Annotated in this window: 17 protein-coding genes; 14 read left to right on the forward strand and 3 right to left on the reverse strand. The window is 67.9% G+C overall.

What is annotated here, in order from left to right; translation table 11 throughout:
• The first annotated feature begins 94 nt into the window (after positions 1 to 94).
• From AC1DFC_RS13115 to AC1DFC_RS13180, 14 genes are all read left to right on the forward strand, one after another.
• Complete coding sequence (locus AC1DFC_RS13115) at positions 95 to 1,777, forward strand: AMP-binding protein (RefSeq protein WP_478179367.1); 1,683 nt, start codon at positions 95 to 97, stop codon at positions 1,775 to 1,777.
• On the forward strand, positions 1,774 to 3,399 hold the full coding sequence (locus AC1DFC_RS13120) for a carboxyl transferase domain-containing protein (RefSeq protein WP_478179368.1): 1,626 nt from the start codon (positions 1,774 to 1,776) through the stop codon (positions 3,397 to 3,399). The genes AC1DFC_RS13115 and AC1DFC_RS13120 overlap by 4 nt, the downstream gene beginning before the upstream one ends.
• Before the next feature lie 36 nt (positions 3,400 to 3,435).
• The gene (locus AC1DFC_RS13125) at positions 3,436 to 4,599 is read left to right on the forward strand and encodes a hypothetical protein (RefSeq protein WP_478179369.1); all 1,164 of its coding nucleotides are present in this window, start codon (positions 3,436 to 3,438) and stop codon (positions 4,597 to 4,599) included.
• On the forward strand, positions 4,596 to 5,387 hold the full coding sequence (locus AC1DFC_RS13130) for an enoyl-CoA hydratase/isomerase family protein (RefSeq protein WP_007827833.1): 792 nt from the start codon (positions 4,596 to 4,598) through the stop codon (positions 5,385 to 5,387). Before AC1DFC_RS13125 ends, AC1DFC_RS13130 begins: the two co-directional genes overlap by 4 nt.
• Before the next feature lie 9 nt (positions 5,388 to 5,396).
• Positions 5,397 to 6,068: a DUF4126 domain-containing protein gene (locus AC1DFC_RS13135; RefSeq protein WP_007827835.1), complete on the forward strand. Its 672-nt coding sequence runs from the start codon at positions 5,397 to 5,399 to the stop codon at positions 6,066 to 6,068.
• Positions 6,061 to 8,151: an acetyl/propionyl/methylcrotonyl-CoA carboxylase subunit alpha gene (locus tag AC1DFC_RS13140; protein ID WP_478179370.1), complete on the forward strand. Its 2,091-nt coding sequence runs from the start codon at positions 6,061 to 6,063 to the stop codon at positions 8,149 to 8,151. The genes AC1DFC_RS13135 and AC1DFC_RS13140 overlap by 8 nt, the downstream gene beginning before the upstream one ends.
• Before the next feature lie 189 nt (positions 8,152 to 8,340).
• Positions 8,341 to 9,261 carry a 2-hydroxyacid dehydrogenase gene (locus tag AC1DFC_RS13145; protein WP_413335606.1) on the forward strand — a complete coding sequence of 307 codons (921 nt, stop codon included), beginning with the start codon at positions 8,341 to 8,343 and terminating at the stop codon, positions 9,259 to 9,261.
• Positions 9,262 to 9,353: 92 nt separating this feature from the next.
• Positions 9,354 to 10,103, forward strand: coding sequence for an IclR family transcriptional regulator (locus AC1DFC_RS13150; protein ID WP_413315883.1), 750 nt, complete (start codon positions 9,354 to 9,356; stop codon positions 10,101 to 10,103).
• Entirely contained in the window at positions 10,100 to 10,489 is a 390-nt protein-coding gene (locus AC1DFC_RS13155; protein WP_007827840.1) for a cupin domain-containing protein, read from the forward strand. Before AC1DFC_RS13150 ends, AC1DFC_RS13155 begins: the two co-directional genes overlap by 4 nt.
• A gap of 25 nt (positions 10,490 to 10,514) precedes the next feature.
• Positions 10,515 to 11,531 carry a Bug family tripartite tricarboxylate transporter substrate binding protein gene (locus AC1DFC_RS13160; protein WP_478179371.1) on the forward strand — a complete coding sequence of 339 codons (1,017 nt, stop codon included), beginning with the start codon at positions 10,515 to 10,517 and terminating at the stop codon, positions 11,529 to 11,531.
• 121 nt (positions 11,532 to 11,652) lie between these two features.
• Entirely contained in the window at positions 11,653 to 12,879 is a 1,227-nt protein-coding gene (locus AC1DFC_RS13165) for a CaiB/BaiF CoA transferase family protein (protein WP_007827844.1), read from the forward strand.
• Positions 12,876 to 14,045, forward strand: coding sequence for an acyl-CoA dehydrogenase family protein (locus AC1DFC_RS13170; RefSeq protein ID WP_007827846.1), 1,170 nt, complete (start codon positions 12,876 to 12,878; stop codon positions 14,043 to 14,045). Before AC1DFC_RS13165 ends, AC1DFC_RS13170 begins: the two co-directional genes overlap by 4 nt.
• A gap of 10 nt (positions 14,046 to 14,055) precedes the next feature.
• Entirely contained in the window at positions 14,056 to 14,361 is a 306-nt protein-coding gene (locus AC1DFC_RS13175) for an acylphosphatase (RefSeq protein WP_478179372.1), read from the forward strand.
• A 168-nt stretch (positions 14,362 to 14,529) separates the two neighbouring features.
• Positions 14,530 to 15,450, forward strand: a complete 921-nt coding sequence (locus AC1DFC_RS13180; protein WP_007827858.1) for a hydroxymethylglutaryl-CoA lyase — start codon at positions 14,530 to 14,532, stop codon at positions 15,448 to 15,450.
• A 15-nt stretch (positions 15,451 to 15,465) separates the two neighbouring features.
• Here AC1DFC_RS13180 and AC1DFC_RS13185 read toward each other — a convergent pair whose 3' ends face one another.
• The 3 genes from AC1DFC_RS13185 to nirD are packed head-to-tail and all read right to left on the reverse strand — an operon-like array spanning position 15,466 to position 18,424.
• Positions 15,466 to 17,208 carry a bifunctional protein-serine/threonine kinase/phosphatase gene (locus tag AC1DFC_RS13185; protein ID WP_007827861.1) on the reverse strand — a complete coding sequence of 581 codons (1,743 nt, stop codon included), beginning with the start codon at positions 17,206 to 17,208 and terminating at the stop codon, positions 15,466 to 15,468.
• A gap of 10 nt (positions 17,209 to 17,218) precedes the next feature.
• Positions 17,219 to 18,031 carry a formate/nitrite transporter family protein gene (locus AC1DFC_RS13190; protein WP_007827863.1) on the reverse strand — a complete coding sequence of 271 codons (813 nt, stop codon included), beginning with the start codon at positions 18,029 to 18,031 and terminating at the stop codon, positions 17,219 to 17,221.
• A gap of 51 nt (positions 18,032 to 18,082) precedes the next feature.
• Positions 18,083 to 18,424 (reverse strand): nitrite reductase small subunit NirD, encoded by a 342-nt coding sequence (nirD, locus tag AC1DFC_RS13195; protein WP_007827864.1) that lies wholly within the window; start codon positions 18,422 to 18,424, stop codon positions 18,083 to 18,085.
• Between the last annotated feature and the right edge of the window lie 14 nt (positions 18,425 to 18,438).

An 18,438-nucleotide genomic window follows, 5' to 3' on the forward strand; every position in this document is an offset into this window, starting at 1 on the left:
CGTTCGATGAGGCACTGCACCGAACAGGCGCCGCGAGCCCCCATCCCAGCCTTCCCCCAGAGGGGGAAGGAGCAAGACAAACGGAGACAAGGAAATGAACATGACTGCAGCACTGACCGAGAGCTACGGCAAGGGCGCCACCGATGTCCCCCTCATCGGACAGCCCATCGGCGACTTCTTCGACCACATGGTTGCGAAGCAGCCCGACCGCGAGGCGCTCGTCAGCCGCCATGAAGGCCAGCGCTTCACCTACCGCGAGCTGCAGACCGAATCGAACCGCCTCGCCGGCGCCTTGCTGAACCTCGGCCTCGCCCCCGGCGACCGTGTCGGCATCTGGTCGCACAACAACGTCGCGTGGGTGCTGATGCAGATCGCCACCGCCAAGGTCGGCCTGATCCTCGTCAACATCAACCCCGCCTACCGGACCTCCGAGCTCGAATACGCGCTCAACAAGGTCGGCTGCAAGGCGCTGGTGACGATGGCGCAGTTCAAGACCAGCGACTACCTCGGCATGCTGCGCGAGTTGGGCCCGGCGAAGCTGCCGCAGCTGGCCCACACCTTCTGGATCGACGCGAAGCCGGGCGAGGGCGCCGAGCAGCCGGGCATGCGCCGCTTTTCGCAACTGCTCGCAAGCGGCGACGCCAACGACCCGCGCGTCGCGCAGGTGCAGAAGACGCTGAAGGCCACCGACCCGATCAACATCCAGTTCACCAGCGGCACCACCGGATTTCCCAAGGGCGCGACGCTCACGCACCGCAACATCCTGAACAACGGCTTCTTCATCGGCGAGTGCATGAAGCTGTCGCCCGTCGACAGGCTGTGCATTCCGGTGCCGCTCTATCACTGCTTCGGCATGGTGCTGGGCAACCTCGCCTGCCTCACGCACGGCTCGGCCATCGTGTACCCGAACGACGGCTTCGACCCGCTCACCGTGCTCGAGACGGTGCAGGCCGAGAAGTGCACCGGCCTGCACGGCGTGCCGACGATGTTCATCGCCGAGCTCGACCATCCGCGCTTCAGGGAGTTCGACCTGTCGACGCTGCGCACCGGCATCATGGCCGGCTCGCCGTGCCCCATCGAGGTGATGAAGCGCGTGGTCAGCGAGATGCACCTGAGCGAGATCACCATCGCCTACGGCATGACCGAGACCAGCCCCGTGAGCTGCCAGAGCAGCACCGACACGCCGCTGGACCGCCGCGTGTCGACCGTGGGCACCGTGCAGCCGCACCTCGAAGTGAAGATCGTCGACGCCGAGACCGGCGAAATCATGCCGGTCGGAAAATCGGGCGAGCTCTGCACGCGCGGCTATTCGGTGATGCACGGCTACTGGGAAGACGAGCCGAAGACGCGCGAAGCCATCGACGCCGAGCACTGGATGCATACCGGCGACCTCGCCACCATGGACGCCGAGGGCTACGTCAACATCGTCGGCCGCATCAAGGACCTGGTGATCCGCGGCGGCGAGAACATCTATCCGCGCGAGATCGAAGAATTCCTGTATCGCCACCCGAAGGTGCAGGACGTGCAGGTGGTCGGCCTGCCCGATAAAAAGTACGGCGAAGAACTCTGCGCCTGGATCATCGTCAAGCCCGGCCAGACCGCAACCGACACCGAGATCCGCGATTTCTGCAAGGGCCAGATCGCGCACTACAAGGTGCCGAAGTACATCCAGTTCGTCACCGAGTTCCCGATGACGGTGACCGGCAAGATCCAGAAATTCAAGATCCGCGATGCCATGACCGAGCAACTCGGCCTCAGCCAAGAAAAGACAGCATGAGCCAACTCGAAACCAAACTGAATGCCCGTTCGGCCGACTTCCAGGCCAATGCCGCAGCGATGCGCGCGCTCGTCGACGACCTGCGCCAGCAGTTCGCCAAAGTGGAGCAAGGCGGCGGCGAGGCCGCGCGCGCCAAGCACACGTCGCGCGGCAAGCTGCTGCCGCGCGACCGCGTCGCCGAGCTGCTCGACCCGGGCACGCCCTTCCTCGAGATCGCGCCGCTGGCCGCGCATGCGATGTACCTCGACGGCAAGGGCGCGGAGTCGGCACCGGGCGCCGGCATCATCACCGGCATCGGCCGCGTGAACGGCGTGGACTGCATGATCGTGTGCAACGACGCCACGGTGAAGGGCGGCACCTACTACCCGATGACGGTGAAGAAGCACCTGCGCGCGCAGGAGATCGCCGAGCAGAACCGCCTGCCGTGCATCTACCTGGTCGACTCGGGCGGCGCCAACCTGCCGAACCAGGACGAGGTGTTTCCCGACCGCGAGCACTTCGGCCGCATCTTCTACAACCAGGCCAACATGAGCGCCCAGGGCATTCCGCAGATCGCGGTGGTCATGGGCTCGTGCACGGCGGGCGGCGCCTACGTGCCGGCGATGAGCGACGAATCGATCATCGTGAAGAACCAGGGCACCATCTTCCTGGGCGGCCCGCCGCTCGTGAAGGCCGCCACCGGCGAGGTCGTGACGGCCGAAGACCTGGGCGGCGGCGACGTGCACACGCGTCTGTCGGGCGTGGTCGACCACCTCGCACAGAACGACCTGCACGCGCTGGCGCTCGCGCGCTCGGCGGTGGCCAACCTCAACGCGAAGGCCGCGGCGGCAACGCCGGCGAACACCCCGGTGCGCGCACCTGCATTCCCGCGCGAAGAACTCTATGGCGTGATTCCCACCGACACGCGCAAGCCCTTCGACGTGCGCGAGATCATTGCGCGCATCGTCGACGGCAGCGAGTTCCACGAGTTCAAAGCGCGCTTCGGCGCCACGCTGGTCTGCGGCTTCGCCGAGATCGAGGGCATGCCCGTGGGCATCGTCGCCAACAACGGCATCCTGTTCAGCGAGTCGGCGCAGAAGGGCGCGCACTTCATCGAACTGTGCTGCCAGCGCAAGATCCCGCTGGTGTTCCTGCAGAACATCACCGGCTTCATGGTGGGCCGCAAGTACGAGAACGAAGGCATTGCGCGCCACGGCGCCAAGATGGTGACGGCCGTGGCCACGGCCAACGTGCCCAAGTTCACGATCATCATCGGCGGCAGCTTCGGCGCCGGCAACTACGGCATGTGCGGCCGCGCCTACAGCCCGCGCTTCCTCTGGATGTGGCCCAACGCACGCATCAGCGTGATGGGCGGCGAACAGGCCGCGAGCGTGCTGGCCACGGTGAAGCGCGACGGCATCGAACTCAAGGGCGGCAGCTGGAGCAAGGAAGAGGAAGAAGCCTTCAAGGCCCCGATCCGCCAGCAGTACGAAGACCAGGGCCATCCTTACTACGCGACCGCGCGGCTGTGGGATGACGGGATCATCGATCCGGCGGATACGCGGCGGGTGCTGGCGCTGGGCCTCGCGGCCGCGCGCAACGCACCCATTCCAGAACCGAAATTCGGTATCTTCCGCATGTAAGTCGGCCTCCGCCGGCTTCGAACAGGAAGTGATCCCATGATCTCGAAACCCCTTGGTACAAGTCAGCTGGGAGTCGGCTTTCTCGTGCTTTCTGCTTGCCTGGCGACATTGGCCATGCCCGCGCTTGCCCGCGACACGCGGCTGGTGCTGCCCATCTATCCGGTGATGCAGCAGCCCGCCACGCGCGAGGCCATCGGCAACGACGTGCAGCTTCGCTTTGCCGCCACGCCGCAGCCCCTGGTGTCGCAGTCGCAGATGCTCAAGGCCGAAAGCTATGCCCGGCCGTACTCCACCACGCAGCGCTACGGCGACGGCCGGCCGGTGATCCGCAGCGACGAAGAGACCTGCCGCGAGGCCATGCGCAATACGCTGGTGGCGCTGGCCCAGGCGGCGCGGGCGCGTGGCGTGCACACGGTGACGCAGGTCGAGAGTTTTTACGAAGGCGCCCTGCTGTCGACGCCCGGGGCCTATGAATGCCATGCGGGCACCGGAAGCGCTGAAGTGCATCTGCGCGGAGTGGCGGGGGGCGATGGCGGCGCGGTGGCGACAGCAAGTGTCGGGGTCGATGACGTCGATGCCGTTCCGGGGCTGAACGCGGAAGGTCGTGCGGTGTATCAGAAATTCCTGCAGAGCAAGCCACCGCGGACCCTCGTCATTCGGCGGTCTGGCGACAGTTCCTGGGTCCACTGGGCTGATGGCCTGGTGCCGCGCGACATCAACCGGCCGTCGGATCCGACGCAGCGGGCGCTGGAATATTGCACAGAGCGCCACCACGGGGAGTGCAGTGTCTACGCGGTCGATTACACCGTGGTCTATCAGAAGCCCAAGCCTGCTGCAGCCGAACGCAAAGTGGCAACCGAGGGTCCCGTCGCCAATCTCTACAGGTTGCCGACCGACAGCCACTTTGCCGACGTCAACGATTCCTCCGTGGTGCCCGTGCGTGAGCAGAGCAGGGACCGCTATCTTGGATTCCTTGCCTTGCCCCTGCCGCGCGCCTTTGCCGTCGCGGCCGATGGCAGCGCGGCCTTCGCTTCCGGCGGTGCGGCGATGGCCGATGTCCTGAACACCTGCGAACGCGAAGGAAAGACCTGCTGGCTCTATGCCGTGGACGATCGCGTGGTGTGGAAGTCCGACCCGCGCCAGCGCATCGGCCGCGTCAACCAACTCTCCAGGATTCAACAGGACGCACGTACTCCATGAGTGATTTCGAAAAACTCGATCTCCAAATAGAAGGCGCCGTCGCCCGCATCTGGCTCGACCAGCCCGATGCCCGCAACGCCTTCGACGATGTCGTCATCGCAGAGCTGACGCAGGCCTTCACCGAAGCCGGCGCCGCGCCGCAGGTGAAAGCCATCGTGCTCGGCGCGAACGGCCCGGCCTTCTGCGCGGGCGCGAACCTCAACTGGATGCGCCGCATGGCCGACTACACGCGCGACGAGAACATCGCCGACGCGGGCAAGCTGGCCGCCATGCTGCGCACCATCGCCGAGTGCCCCAAGCCCACCATCGCGCGCGTGCAGGGTGACGTGTATGCGGGCGGCATGGGCCTGGTCGCGGCCTGCGACATGGCCGTGAGCGTGGACACGGCCTGGTACTGCCTGAGCGAAGTGAAGATCGGCCTCGTGCCCGCGACCATCAGCCCCTACGTGCTGCGCGCCATGGGCACCCGCGCGTCGCAGCGCTACTTCCTCACGGCCGAGCGCTTCACTGCGTCCGAAGCGCATCGCATCGGCTTCGTGCATGAAGTGGTTGCCGCCGATGCGCTCGATGCCAAGGTCGACGAACTCGTGAAGGCGTTGACCGGTGCAAGTCCGGCCGCCGTGCGCGCGTGCAAGCAACTGATCGCCGACGTGGCCGGCCGCGAGATCGACGACGCACTGATCGCGAAGACCGTCGAAGGCATCGCCGACATCCGCGCGAGCGAGGAAGGCCGTGAAGGCGTGCAGGCCTTCCTGCAGAAGCGCAAGCCGTCCTGGCTGGGCCGCTGAGCACACGCGATGAACGCACTCGACATGCCCCAGCTGCTCGCACTGGCCGCCGCCATCGGCTGGGCCAGTGGCGTGCGGCTCTACCTCGTCGTGCTGCTGACCGGACTTGTCGGCTACTTCGGCTGGGTGCCGTTGCCGAGCGGGCTGCAACTGCTGGCGCATCCGGTGGTCATCGCAGCCAGTGGCTTCATGGTGTTCGTCGAATTCTTCGCCGACAAGATCCCCGGCCTCGATTCGCTGTGGGACGTGGTGCACACCGCCATCCGCATCCCGGCCGGTGCCGCGCTCGCAGCCAGCGTGTTCGGCGCCGACCATGGTGTGATGGCCATCGTCGCCGCGCTGCTGGGCGGCAGCTTCGCTGCCACCGCGCACGCGGCCAAGGCGACGACGCGCGCGGCCATCAACACCTCGCCCGAGCCGTTCTCGAACGTGGGTGCTTCGCTGGTCGAAGACACGATGGTGCCGGCGGGGCTGTGGCTCGCGGTGGCGCATCCGCTGGTCTTTCTGGTGCTGTTCGTCTTCGTGCTGGTGCTCAGCGTGTGGCTGATCCGCAAGAGCTGGCGTTTCCTCAAGGCGCTGTTCAGCCGCGTGGCCCGCATCTTCAGCGGCCGACCCGATCCGGGCGTCGTGCCCGCGTTTCAACTGAAAAAGAATCCTCCGGGAGACACTCCGAATGTTTAAGAAGATCCTGATTGCCAACCGTGGCGAGATCGCCTGCCGGGTCGCTGCAACGGCACGCCGCATGGCCATTCGCACGGTCGCCGTGTACTCCGATGCCGACGCGCATGCCAACCATGTGCGCGCCTGCGACGAGTCGGTGCACCTCGGCGGCAGTGCCCCGAAGGACAGCTACCTGCGCTGGGAAAAGATCCTCGAAGCGGCCAAGGCCACGGGCGCTGAGGCCGTACATCCGGGCTACGGCTTCCTGAGCGAGAACGAAGAGTTCGCGCAGGCCTGCGCCGACGCCGGCCTGGTCTTCATCGGCCCGCCGCCCTCGGCCATCAAGGCGATGGGCCTGAAGGCCGAGTCGAAGCAGCTGATGGAAAAGGCCGGCGTGCCGCTGGTGCCCGGCTACCACGGCCACGACCAGAACCCGCAGCTGCTGCAGCGCGAGGCCGACCGCATCGGCTACCCGGTGCTCATCAAGGCCAGCGCGGGTGGCGGCGGCAAGGGCATGCGCGCAGTCGACAAGGCGGAAGACTTCGCCGCCGCGCTCGCCTCCTGCCAGCGCGAGGCCATCAACAGCTTCGGCGACGACGCGGTGCTGATCGAGAAGTACGTGCAGCGCCCGCGCCACATCGAGATCCAGGTATTCGGCGACACGCACGGCAACTACGTGTACCTGTTCGAGCGCGACTGCTCGGTGCAGCGCCGCCACCAGAAGGTGCTCGAAGAAGCGCCCGCGCCGGGCATGACCGAGGCGATGCGCAGGCAGATGGGCGAGGCCGCCGTCGCTGCGGCGCGCGCCGTGAACTACGTCGGCGCTGGCACGGTCGAGTTCATCGTCGAGCAGCGCGAAACTCGCGCAGCGCCGGGCCGCCTCAAGCAAGCGAGCGCCCCCTCGGGGGGCAGCGAGGACACGTCAGTGCCGAGCGTGGGGGCCGATTCCGTCGAGATGAATTTCTTCTTCATGGAGATGAACACGCGGCTGCAAGTCGAGCACCCCGTCACTGAAGCGATCACCGGCCAGGACCTCGTCGAATGGCAGCTGCGCGTGGCCTCGGGCGAGACGCTGCCCGCGAAGCAGGCGGAGCTGCAGATCCACGGCCACGCCATCGAGGCGCGCATCTGCGCCGAGAACCCCGACAACAACTTCCTGCCCGCCACCGGCACGCTGCGCGTGTACCGCAAGCCGCAGGCGACCGCCTTCCAGCGCAGCCGCGTGCGCATCGACGACGGCGTGCGCGAGGGCGGCGAGATCTCGCCCTTCTACGACTCGATGATCGCCAAGCTCATCGTGCACGGCAGCACGCGCGACGAGGCGCTGGCCCGGCTCGACGCCGCGCTGGCGCAGGTGCAGATCGTGGGCGTGTCGACCAACGTGCAGTTCCTGCGCGGCATCCTGGCCACCGAGTCGTTCTCGAAGGCGAACCTCGACACCGCGCTGATCGAGCGCGAGCGCGCCGTGCTGTTCGACCGCGAGCCGCTGGGACTGCCGCTGGCCGCGGCCGCCGCGATCACGCGCACGCTGATCACCGAGTGGCCCGCGAAGATGCCCGATCCCTTTGCGCGGCGCGACGGCTGGCGCTCGCTGGGCGAGTACCGGCGCCACTTCGACTTCGAGTTCCGCGGTGCCGAGCAGACCGCCCTGCTGACCTACGAGCGCGACGGCGGCCTGTTGCTCGAAGCCGGCGGCGCCGAAGGCCCGCTGGTCATCGGCCAGTTCCCGAGCGGTGAATTCGAGGTCGAATTCGCCGGCACGCGCCAGACGCTCGACGTGCACGTCGACGGCGCCACGGCCCACGTCTTCGCCTCGAAAGGCGCGACGAAGATCACCGCCATCGACCGCCTCGCCCATGCGGGCGACACCCACGCCGAAGGCGGCCGGCTCACGGCACCGATGCCCGGCAAGGTCGTGTCCTTTGCCGTCAAGGCCGGCGACAAGGTCAGCCGCGGCCAGCCGCTCGCGGTGATGGAGGCCATGAAGATGGAGCACACCATCGCGGCACCGGCCGACGGCACGGTGGACGAGCTGATGTTCGCGCCGGGCGAGCAGGTGGCCGAAGGCGAGGAATTGTTGCGAATGAGTGCCGCCGCAGCCTGAAAAATAGTTAACCCCGTTGCGGGCGTCCGCCCGTATCAGCTGGGGTGCTGTGGCGCCGTCGCCGCATCAAGGCGGGTTGACCCCATGACCCCCGGGGGGCAGCCCACCACCCCGTCGCTGACGTCGTCCCTGATCTCCTTCGCGTGCGGCCCGAACGCCGCGCCAGCGCCTTCACTAAGATTCGTCCCCATGCGAATCACCGTCTACCTCACCGACAACCGCCCGGACCCCTGGATCGAGGGCCTCAAGGCCGAATTACCCGATGCCGTCATCGAGGCCTGGAGGCCCGGCGCGCCGCAGGCCGACCATGCCGTGGTGTGGGCGCCGCCGCAGGAGTTTCTCGACGAGCAACCGAAGCTGCGCGGCATCTTCAACATCGGCGCGGGCGTCGACGCGCTGCTCAAGCTGAAGGTGCCGGCGCACACGCGCATCGTGCGGCTCGACGACGCGGGCATGTCGGTGCAGATGGCGGAGTACGTCTGCCACACGCTCATTCGCCATTTCCGCGAGTTCGACGCCTACGAGGCCGACGCGAAGCAGGGCAAGTGGAGCTACCGCAAGCCGAAGCTGCGGCGCGACTTCCCGGTCGGGATCATGGGTCTGGGCGTGCTCGGCGAGCGCGTGGCCAAGGCGGTCGCGCAGTTCGAGTTTCCGGTGCTGGGCTGGAGCCGTTCGCCGAAGGAGATCGACGGCGTGCGCGTGTTCAGCGGCGAGGCGCAGTTCGACGAGTTCCTGTCGTCCACGCGCGTGCTCGTGAACCTGCTGCCGCTGACGGAGGCGACGCGCGGCATCCTCAACCGCGACACGCTGGGCAAGCTGAAGCCCGAGGGCTACCTGATCAGCATCGCGCGCGGCGCGCACCTCGTGGAAGACGACCTGATCCCGATGCTCGACGCCGGCCAGCTCGCGGGCGCGACGCTCGACGTGTTCCAGGTCGAGCCGCTGCCGGCCGACCACGCCTTCTGGCGGCATCCCAAGATCACCGTGACGCCGCACGGCTCGGCGCGCACGCTGCGCGAGGAGTCCATTGCGCAGATCGCCGGGAAGATCCGGGCGATGGAGCAGGGCCTGCCGATCGCCGGCGTGGTCGATCCGGCGCGCGGGTACTGACGGCGGCGTCACCTTTTGCGAGCCCGCCGCGGCGCAAGGCGGGCAGGGGAAACCCCGAAGCGCCGATTTTTCATAAACATGAAAATATTTTCATGACTGTGAAAACTGCATTCCGCGTGATCGAGATCGTCGAGCTCTTCGCTCGCGAGAAGCAGCCGCTGGCGCTGTCCGAGATGGCGCGCCTGCTCGACATGCCGGTGTCGAGCTGCCTGGGCCTGATCCGCACGCTCGAAGAGCAGGGCTACATGTACGAAACCGGCCGCCGCCAGGGCTACTACCCGACGGGCCGGCTGCTCGCGATGGCGCAGGTCATCGCCGCCCACGACCCGGTGCTCGACCGGGTGAAGGCCACGCTCGAGGAGTTGCGCGATGCTGCGCGCGAAACCGTGGTGTTCGCCAAGTTCCGCGATGCGGGCCTGGTGGTGTACCTGGAAGTGCTGAGCGCGCCGCAGAGCATTCGTTACACGGCCGAGTCGGGCGAGACGCGCCCGGCTTACGCCAACTCGCTGGGGCGTGCGTTGCTCTCCACGCTCACGCCCGAAGCGCGCCGCAAGCTGCTCGACGGCATGACGCTCGCGCCGCTGACCGACGCCACGCTCACCACCGCCGATGCCATCGAAGCCGAGTTGCAGCGCTCTGCCGCGCGCGGCTGGTACGGCAACCTCGGCGAAAGCATTCCCGACCTGATCGGCCTGGCCTGGCCGCTGCGCATCGGCGGCGAGGCCTATGCCATCTCGGTCGCCGGTCCGCGCTACCGCATGGAGGCGCGCATCGAGGAGATCGCGGCGATGCTGCGCTCGGCCTGCCTCGCCATCGAACCCAAGACCGAAAGTCCCCGATGACTGCAAGCACCCCCCGCTACTTCGTCCGCGAGGACGAGATCGACGGCTACCACCCGGCCAACCATACCGGCACGCTCAACAAGCGCCTGATCGGCCCCGAGACCGTGGGCGCGAAGCAGCTCGAAGTGCTGGTCGGCCACATCCAGAAGGGCAAGGGCGCGCTGCCGCACGCGCACCCGGGCATCGAGCAGGTCTGCTACATGCTCGAAGGCCGTGCAGTCGCCGAGGTGGGTGGCCAGCGGCAGGAGCTGCACCCTGGCGACAGCTGCTTTTTTCCGGCCGACGCGATGCACACCTTCACGGTGGTGAGCGACGAGCCGGTGCGCGTGCTGGTGATCTACAGCCCGCCGTACGAGGAATTGCCGGAGCGCGTGATCCGGCCCTGAACGACAACCACCCGGAGACAAGCAAATGCAGACAACGAAGAACGCGACCGAGCCATCGGTCGCGGTGGCGAACCGCCGCCGTTTCATTTCCATCGGTGCCGCCACGGGCCTCGCCAGTGCAGTGCCCTGGGCCTTTGCGCAGGACGGCTACCCGAAGCAGCCGATACGCATCGTCGTGCCCTTCGCGGCCGGCAGCGGCACCGACGCTGTGGCACGCATCACCGCGCAGATGCTGGGCGAGGCGCTCAAGGGCTCGGTCATCGTCGACAACAAGGCCGGTGCCAACGGCGTGATCGGCGCCGAAGCCGTGGCCAAGGCGCCGCCCGACGGCTACACGCTGTTCATGACCACCAACACCACGCACTCGGCCAACCCGAGCCTGATGAAGTCGCTGCCCTACGACCCGGTGAAAGACTTCGCGCCCGTGAGCCGCATGGGCAACCTGCCGTTCATGCTCGTGGTGAACCACGACCTGCCCGTGAAGAGCGTGGCCGAGCTGCTGGCCTGGGGACGCGCGCACCCCGGCAAGCTGACCTATGCGAGCGGCAACAGCACCGGCATCGTGAGCGGCGCCACGCTGTCGCGCATGAGCGGCGTGCCGATGCTGCACGTGCCGTACAAGAGCACGCCGCCGGCCATTGCCGACCTGATCGGCGGGCAGGTGTCGATGATGGTGGTCGACCTCGCCGCGGGCCTTGCGACGGTGAAGGCCGGCAAGATGCGCGCGATTGCGGTCACGACGCAGGAGCGCACCAAGCTCTTCCCCGAGCTGCCGCCGCTGGCCGACACGCCCGAGCTGAAAGGCTTCGACATCACCTCGTGGAACGGCGTGTTCGCGCCGGCCGGCACGCCGCGCGACATCGTGCTGAAGCTCAACAAGGCGCTGTCGGAGATGGCGAACGGCGCGGCCTTCCGCGAGCGTGTGAGCAAGCTGGGCTTCGATGCCTTCGGCAGTACGCCCGAGGAGCTGGGGGCGTTCACGGTGTCGGAACTGGCGAAATGGAAGAAGCTGATCCAGGCTGCGGGGATTCAGCCCGAATGAGTGATCCGACTTTATCCCTCCCCCGCTGGGGGAGGGCAGGGGTGGGGGCAAGCGGCGTCCCTGCTTGGCGCCCTGCCTGCCCCCATCCCGACTTTCCCCCAGCGGGGGAAGGAGCGAAGACATGAACACCTCCGGACCTCTCCAAGGCATCCGCATCCTCGACCTCACGGCCGTGGTGATGGGGCCTTACGCCACGCAGACGCTTGGCGACCTCGGCGCCGACGTCATCAAGGTCGAGCCGCCCGGCGGCGACAACCTGCGCGCTGTCGGCCCCATGCGCCACCCGGGCATGGGCGCGATGGCGCTGCACCTGAACCGCAACAAGCGTTCGATCGTGCTCGACCTCAAGCAGCCCGAAGGGCGCGAGGCCTGCCTGAAGCTCGCGGCAAGTTGCGATGCATTGATCTACAACACGCGGCCGCAGGCGATGGCGCGGCTCGGGCTTGACTACGACGCGGTGGCCGGGGCCAATCCGAAGATCGTCTACCTCGGCGCCTTCGGCTATGGCGAGCAGGGGCCCTACGCCGGCAGGCCCGCGTACGACGACCTGATCCAGGGCGCGGCAGGCGTGGCCTCGCTGTTCGCGCAGCAAAGCGGCGGCGAACCGCGCTATGCACCCGTCACGCTCGCCGACCGCGCCGTCGGACTGCAGGCCGCCATCGCGCTGCTCGCCGCCGTGCTGCACGCGCAACGCACCGGCAAGGGCCAGGCGGTCGAGGTGCCGATGTTCGAAGCGCTCTCGCAGTTCGTCATGGGCGACCACCTCGGCGGCCACAGTTTCGAGCCGCCGCTCGGCCCCACCGGCTATGCGCGCTTGCTCGCACCGCACCGCAAGCCCTACGCCACGGCCGACGGCTACCTCAGCGTGCTGATCTACAACGACAAGCACTGGCAGGCCTTCTTCGACCTGATCGGCCGCCCCGGGCTGCGCGATTCGCCGATGTTCGGCACGCACACCGCGCGCGCCGCGAACATCGGCGCGGTGTACGCCTTCGTCGCCGAAGCGATGGCCACGCGCACCAGCGACGAATGGTTCGCCGCGCTCGATGCTGCCGATATCCCCGTCGCGCGCCTTCACAGCACCGAGAGCCTGCTCGACGATCCGCACCTGCGCGCCGTCGATTTCTACCCCGAGCTCGACCACCCGACCGAGGGCCGCATCCGCACCCTCGCGCCGGTCGGCCGCTACGGCGCCACGCCCACCGCCATCCGCCGGCCCGCGCCGCGCATCGGCGAGCAGAGCGTGGAGCTGCTGCGCGAAGCGGGATATGGCGACGAGGCCATTGCCCGCATGCTCGAACGCGGCGTCACGCTGCAACCCGACCCACCGAAGGACAGCAAAGAATGAACTTCTCCCTGAACGAAGACCAGCGCTCGCTGGTCGCGGCCATCGAACGCCTCTGCGAGGACTTCCCCGCCGACTACTGGCGCGACCACGACGATCGCGCCGTGTTCCCGCATGAATTCCACCGCGCCGTTGCAGCGAGCGGCTGGCTCGGCATCGCGATGCCCGAGGCGCAGGGCGGCGCGGGGCTCGGCATCACCGAGGCGGCGCTGATGATGCGTGCCATCAGCGCGTCGGGCGCGGGCATGTCGGGCGCATCGTCGGTGCACATGAACATCTTCGGGCTCAACCCGGTGGTGGTGTTCGGCAGCGAGGCCCAACGCCAGCGCTTCCTGCCGCCGCTGATCGCGGGCACCGAGAAAGCCTGCTTCGCCGTGACCGAGCCCGACGCGGGGCTCGACACCACCAGCCTCAAGACGCAGGCGGTGCGCCAGCCCGGCGGCAGCTACCTGCTGCACGGCCGCAAGATATGGATCTCGACCGCGCAGGTCGCCGACCGCATGCTCATCCTCACGCGCACCACGCCGATCGACCAGGTGAAGAAGCCCACGCAAGGCCTCACGCTGTTCTACACGGCGTTGGACCGCAGCAAGGTCGAGGTGCGCGAGATCCACAAGCTCGGCCGCGCGGCGGTGGATTCGAACATGCTCTTCATCGACGGGCTCGAAGTGCCGCAGGAGGATCGCATCGGCGAGGAAGGGCGCGGCTTCGAGTACATCCTGCACGGCCTGAACCCCGAGCGCATATTGATCGCTGCGGAAGCCATCGGCATCGGCCGCGCGGCGCTGCGCATCGCCTCGCAGTACGCGCAGGAGCGCATCGTGTTCGGCCGGCCCATCGGGCAGAACCAGGGCGTGGCGCATCCGCTCGCACGGGCCTGGGCCAACCTCGAGGCCGCCGACCTGATGGTGTTCAAGGCCGCCACGCTGTACGACGCGGGCGAGCCCTGCGGCATCGAGGCCAATGCCGCCAAGTACCTCGCGGCCGAGGCGGCGCACGATGCCTGCCAGAACGCGATCCTCACGCTGGGCGGCATGGGCTATGCGAAGGAATACCATGTGGAGCGCCTGCTGCGCGAGAGCTACATCCCGCGCATCGCGCCGGTGAGCCCGCAGATGATCCTGAACTTCATCGCGGAGAAGGCACTGGGGCTGCCCAAGTCGTACTGATCGCAATGCCATGAACAACGCCATCACCGTCGCTCGCCACCTCGTCATCCGCGGCGTCGTGCAGGGCGTGGGCTATCGCTGGTCGATGGTGCAGGCCGCGCAGCGGCTCGGCGTGCAGGGTTGGGTGCGCAACCGACGCGACGGCAGCGTGGAAGCGCTGGCGATCGGCGAGGCTGGCGCGGTCGAAGCGCTGGTCCGTTGGGCGCAGCAGGGGCCGGACGGTGCGCGCGTGGATGCGGTCGACGTGGACGAGCGCCTCGACGCTGTCGCCGCGGGCGGCATACCCGGCGGCTTCGAGCAGCGGGGAACCGTCTAGCGCCCGCTTCGGTCTGCGTCCGAGCCCGGGTGCCGTGCGGTTGGCACCATTTGCAACCCCACAGGCGCGCATTGCTACCTTCCGCGGCCTGTGTGTCCGGCAGGGCATTTCCATGTGTCGGACAATGGCCGACGGTCTTTCATCCTCCCGCGACATAAGAGACATCCCATGAAACTCCCCACCCGCGTCAAGCTCGTCGACGTCGGCCCGCGCGACGGCCTGCAGAACGAAAAGCAGCCCGTCTCGGCCGAGGTCAAGATCGGCCTCGTGCACCGCCTGCAGGACGCGGGCCTGAAGGAGATCGAGGTCACCAGCTTCGTCTCGCCCAAGTGGGTGCCGCAGATGGCCGACAACGCCGAGGTGATGCATGGCATCGTGCGCAAGCCCGGCGTGCGCTACTCGGTGCTCACGCCCAACATGAAGGGCTTCGAGGCCGCCATCGCCGCGCCGCGCGAGGAATGGCCCGACGAGATCGTGGTGTTCGGCGCCGCGAGCGAGGCCTTCAGCCAGAAGAACATCAACTGCTCGATTGCCGAGAGCATCGAACGCTTCGCGCCCGTGGTGGCCGCGGCGCGCGAGAAGGGCATCCACGTGCGCGGCGCGATGTCGTGCACCGTGGGCTGCCCGTATGAAGGCGAGATCGCACCGGCCAAGGTCGGCTACCTCGCGCAGCTGATGAAGGGCATTGGCGTGCAGCGCGTGGACGTGGCCGACACCATCGGCGTGGGCACGCCGCGCAAGGTGCAAGGGGCGATGGAGGCCACGCTGGCGCACTTCGATGTCGATGCCGTTTCCGGCCATTTTCACGACACCTACGGGCAGGCGCTGGTCAACACGCTGGCGGCGCTCGAACTGGGCGTGTGGAATTTCCAGTCGTCCTCGGCCGGCCTCGGCGGCTGCCCCTACGCGAAGGGCGCAACGGGCAACGTGGCGACCGAAGACGTGGTCTACATGCTGCACGGCATGGGCATCGAGACCGGCATCGATCTCGACAAGCTGATCGACGCGGGCGTCTACATCAGCGAGGCGCTGGGCCGCGAACCGAACTCGCGCGCGTCGAAGGCGATCCGCACCAAGCGCGCCGGCTGAGCGGCTTCGTCTTCTTCAGCGCCCGAAGGCGCGCAGCCCGAGCAGCACGATCACCGCCGCGGCCAGCAGGACCGTCGTGCATTGCCAGAACAGCACCGGCCGGCGCTCGATCAGCGCGGGTGACCGCGGGCGAAGAAACTCCGGCCCCGGCGCCCTGAGGTCGTGCGCGAATTCGGACACCGCCTCCTGCCGCTTCGCCGCCTGCGGCTGCAGCGCCTTCTGCAGCACGGCATCGACCCACGCAGGCAGGTCGGGACGGAAATGCCGCACCGGCACATAGCGCAGCCGGCCGACATCGGCGGGTGAGCGGATGCGCGACGCCTGCAGCCCGTAAGGCAGCTGGCCGGCGAGCATCTGGTAGGCGATCACCGCCAGCGAGAACAGGTCGGATCGGGCCGTGCCGCCATGGCCGGTGAAGTATTCCGGCGCGGTGTACTGCAGCGTGCCTTCGATGGCGAGCGCCCGGCGCTCGCCGCTGCCGTCGGACAGGCCCGCGACGTGGGTGGCGGCGAGGTCGATGATCTTCACGGTGCCCGTGCGGTCGATCATCACGTTCTCGGGGCGCATGTCCTGGTGCAGCATTTCCTTGCTGTGCAGCGCCTGCAGGCCCCGCGCCAGCTGCTCGACGATGCCGCGCACGCTGTCCAGCGCGGGCCGGGGGTGGTCGACCATCCACTGCGCCAGCGTCTGGCCGTCCACGTACTCCATGGCCACGTACAGGTGGCTGCGCGTGCGTTCGACGGTGCTGGCCTTGAGCACGTGCGGGCTGTCGATGCGCCGCGCCACCCATTCCTCGAGCACGAAGCGGTCGAGGTAGTCGGGGTCGCCGCGCAGGTCGATCGACGGGAGCTTCAGCACCACCGGCTGGCCCGTGGCCTCGTCGGTGGCCAGGTACACGTGGCTGCGCGCGCTCATGTGGATCTCGCGCACGAGCGTGAAGCCCTCGAAGCGGTCCCTCGGCGCGAGGGCTGGCGGCAGCGCCAGGCCTTCGCGCTGCAGCTGCGCATGCGGCGCGTCGGCTTCGGGAAGCTCGTCGATGCGCAGCAGCTGGACCGTGCTGTCGTCGTCGCTGCCCTTGGCCTGCGCGGTTTCTGCCAGCAGCCGGGCGGCCGCGTCGAAATCGTCCCCGCAGCGGCCGAGCACCTCGTTCACCGTGCCGCTGTCGAGATGCGCGTACGCGCCATCGGTGGCCAGCAGGTAGACCTCGCCCGCCTCAGCCTGCCAGCAGCGGTAGTCGATCTCCACATTGGCGCCCGCGCCCAGAGCGCGCCCGAGGTACGACTCGGCCGACGACACGTTGACGCGATGGTCTTCGGTGAGCTGTTCCAGCGCGCCGGCATGCAGCCGGTAGATGCGCGCATCGCCGACGTGCAGCAGGTGCGCGTCGCGGCCCTTGAGGATCAGCGCGCTGAAGGTGCAGACGTAGCCGCTGTCCTTGTCGAAGCGCGCGTCGCTGCGCATCGTCTGCGCATGCAGCCACGAGTTGGTGGCGTCCAGCACCCGCTGCGCGGAGCGGCGCACCGACCACGCGTCGGAGGTTGCGTAGTAGTCGTCGAGAAAGCCCCGCACGGCCGCCGCGCTCGCCACCTGGCTCACGCGGCTGGAGCCGATGCCGTCGGCGAGCGCCACCGCGATGCCCTTGGAGGCGCGCAGCGCCCCCTCGGGCAGCATGGCGCCGTGGAAGTCCTGGTTGACCGGCGATTTGCGCCCTGCCAGCGAATGCTGGCCGAGCGTCACGCGCAATGCCTTGCGCGGCATCCAGGCCGGCTCAGCTGGCGGCGCGCTTGGGCGCCGTCTTGTAGTGCGTGGAGTAGAGCGTCAGCCCGACGAAGGTCAGGCCGCCGACGAGGTTGCCCAGCACCGTGGGCAGTTCGTTCCAGATCAGGTAGTCCATGATCGTGAACTTGCCGCCCAGCATCAGGCCGGTGGGGAACAGGAACATGTTGACGATCGAGTGTTCGAAGCCCATGTAGAAGAAGACCATGACCGGCATCCACATGCCGATCGCCTTGCCCGACACGGTGGTCGACATCATGGCCGCCACCACGCCCGTCGACACCATCCAGTTGCACATCACGGCGCGGATGAACAACGTGAGCATGCCGGCGGCGCCATGCGCGGAGTAGCCGATGGTGCGGCCTTCGCCGATGTGGCCGAGCTTCTCGCCGATGGCGTTGGGCGCCTCGCTGAAGCCGAAGGTGAAGATGACGGCCATGAACACCGCGACCGTCAGCGCGCCCGCGAAGTTGCCGGTGAACACCAGTCCCCAGTTGCGCATGACGCCGCCCCAGGTGGCGCCGGGGCGCTTGTCGAGCACGGCCAGCGGTGCCAGCGTGAACACGCCGGTCAGCAGGTCGAAGCCCAGCAGGTACAGCATGATGAAGCCCACCGGGAACAGCATCGCGCCAACGAGCGCATTGCCGGTGTTCACGGTGATGCTCACGGCAAAGGCCGCCGCCAGCGCGAGGATCGCGCCCGCCATGTACGAGCGGATGAGCGTGTCGCGCGTGGACATCAGCAGCTTGGATTCACCGGCGTCCACCATCTTGGTGACGAATTCGGCGGGGGCTAGATAGGCCATTCTGGTTCCTTGGAAGCGATGGAGACGAAACTGAAAAGGGAGACTGGGGCCTCAAGCCAGCGCGACGAGCACGCGGCCTTCCTGCACGCGCACGGCATGCGCGCGCACCGAGTGCTCGGGCGCTTCCAGGCATTCGCCGCTGCGCAGGTCGAAGTGGTTCTTGTAGAGCGGCGAAGCCACGACGATGCGCTCGCCCAGGCTGCCGACCAGCCCGCGCGACAGCACGCTGGCCCCCGCCTTCGGGTCGATGTTGTCGATGGCGAACAGCGCCTGCTCATGGCCGACGCTGAAGATCGCGACATGCACGCCGTCGACCAGCGCGCACACGCCGGTGTCGGGCAGGATGTCGGTGGCCGCGCACACCGGGGTCCACTGAAGCTTGTCTTGGGTCATGGGATTTCCTTGGG

It is taken from the genome of Variovorax sp. 10L421 (assembly GCF_056395365.1).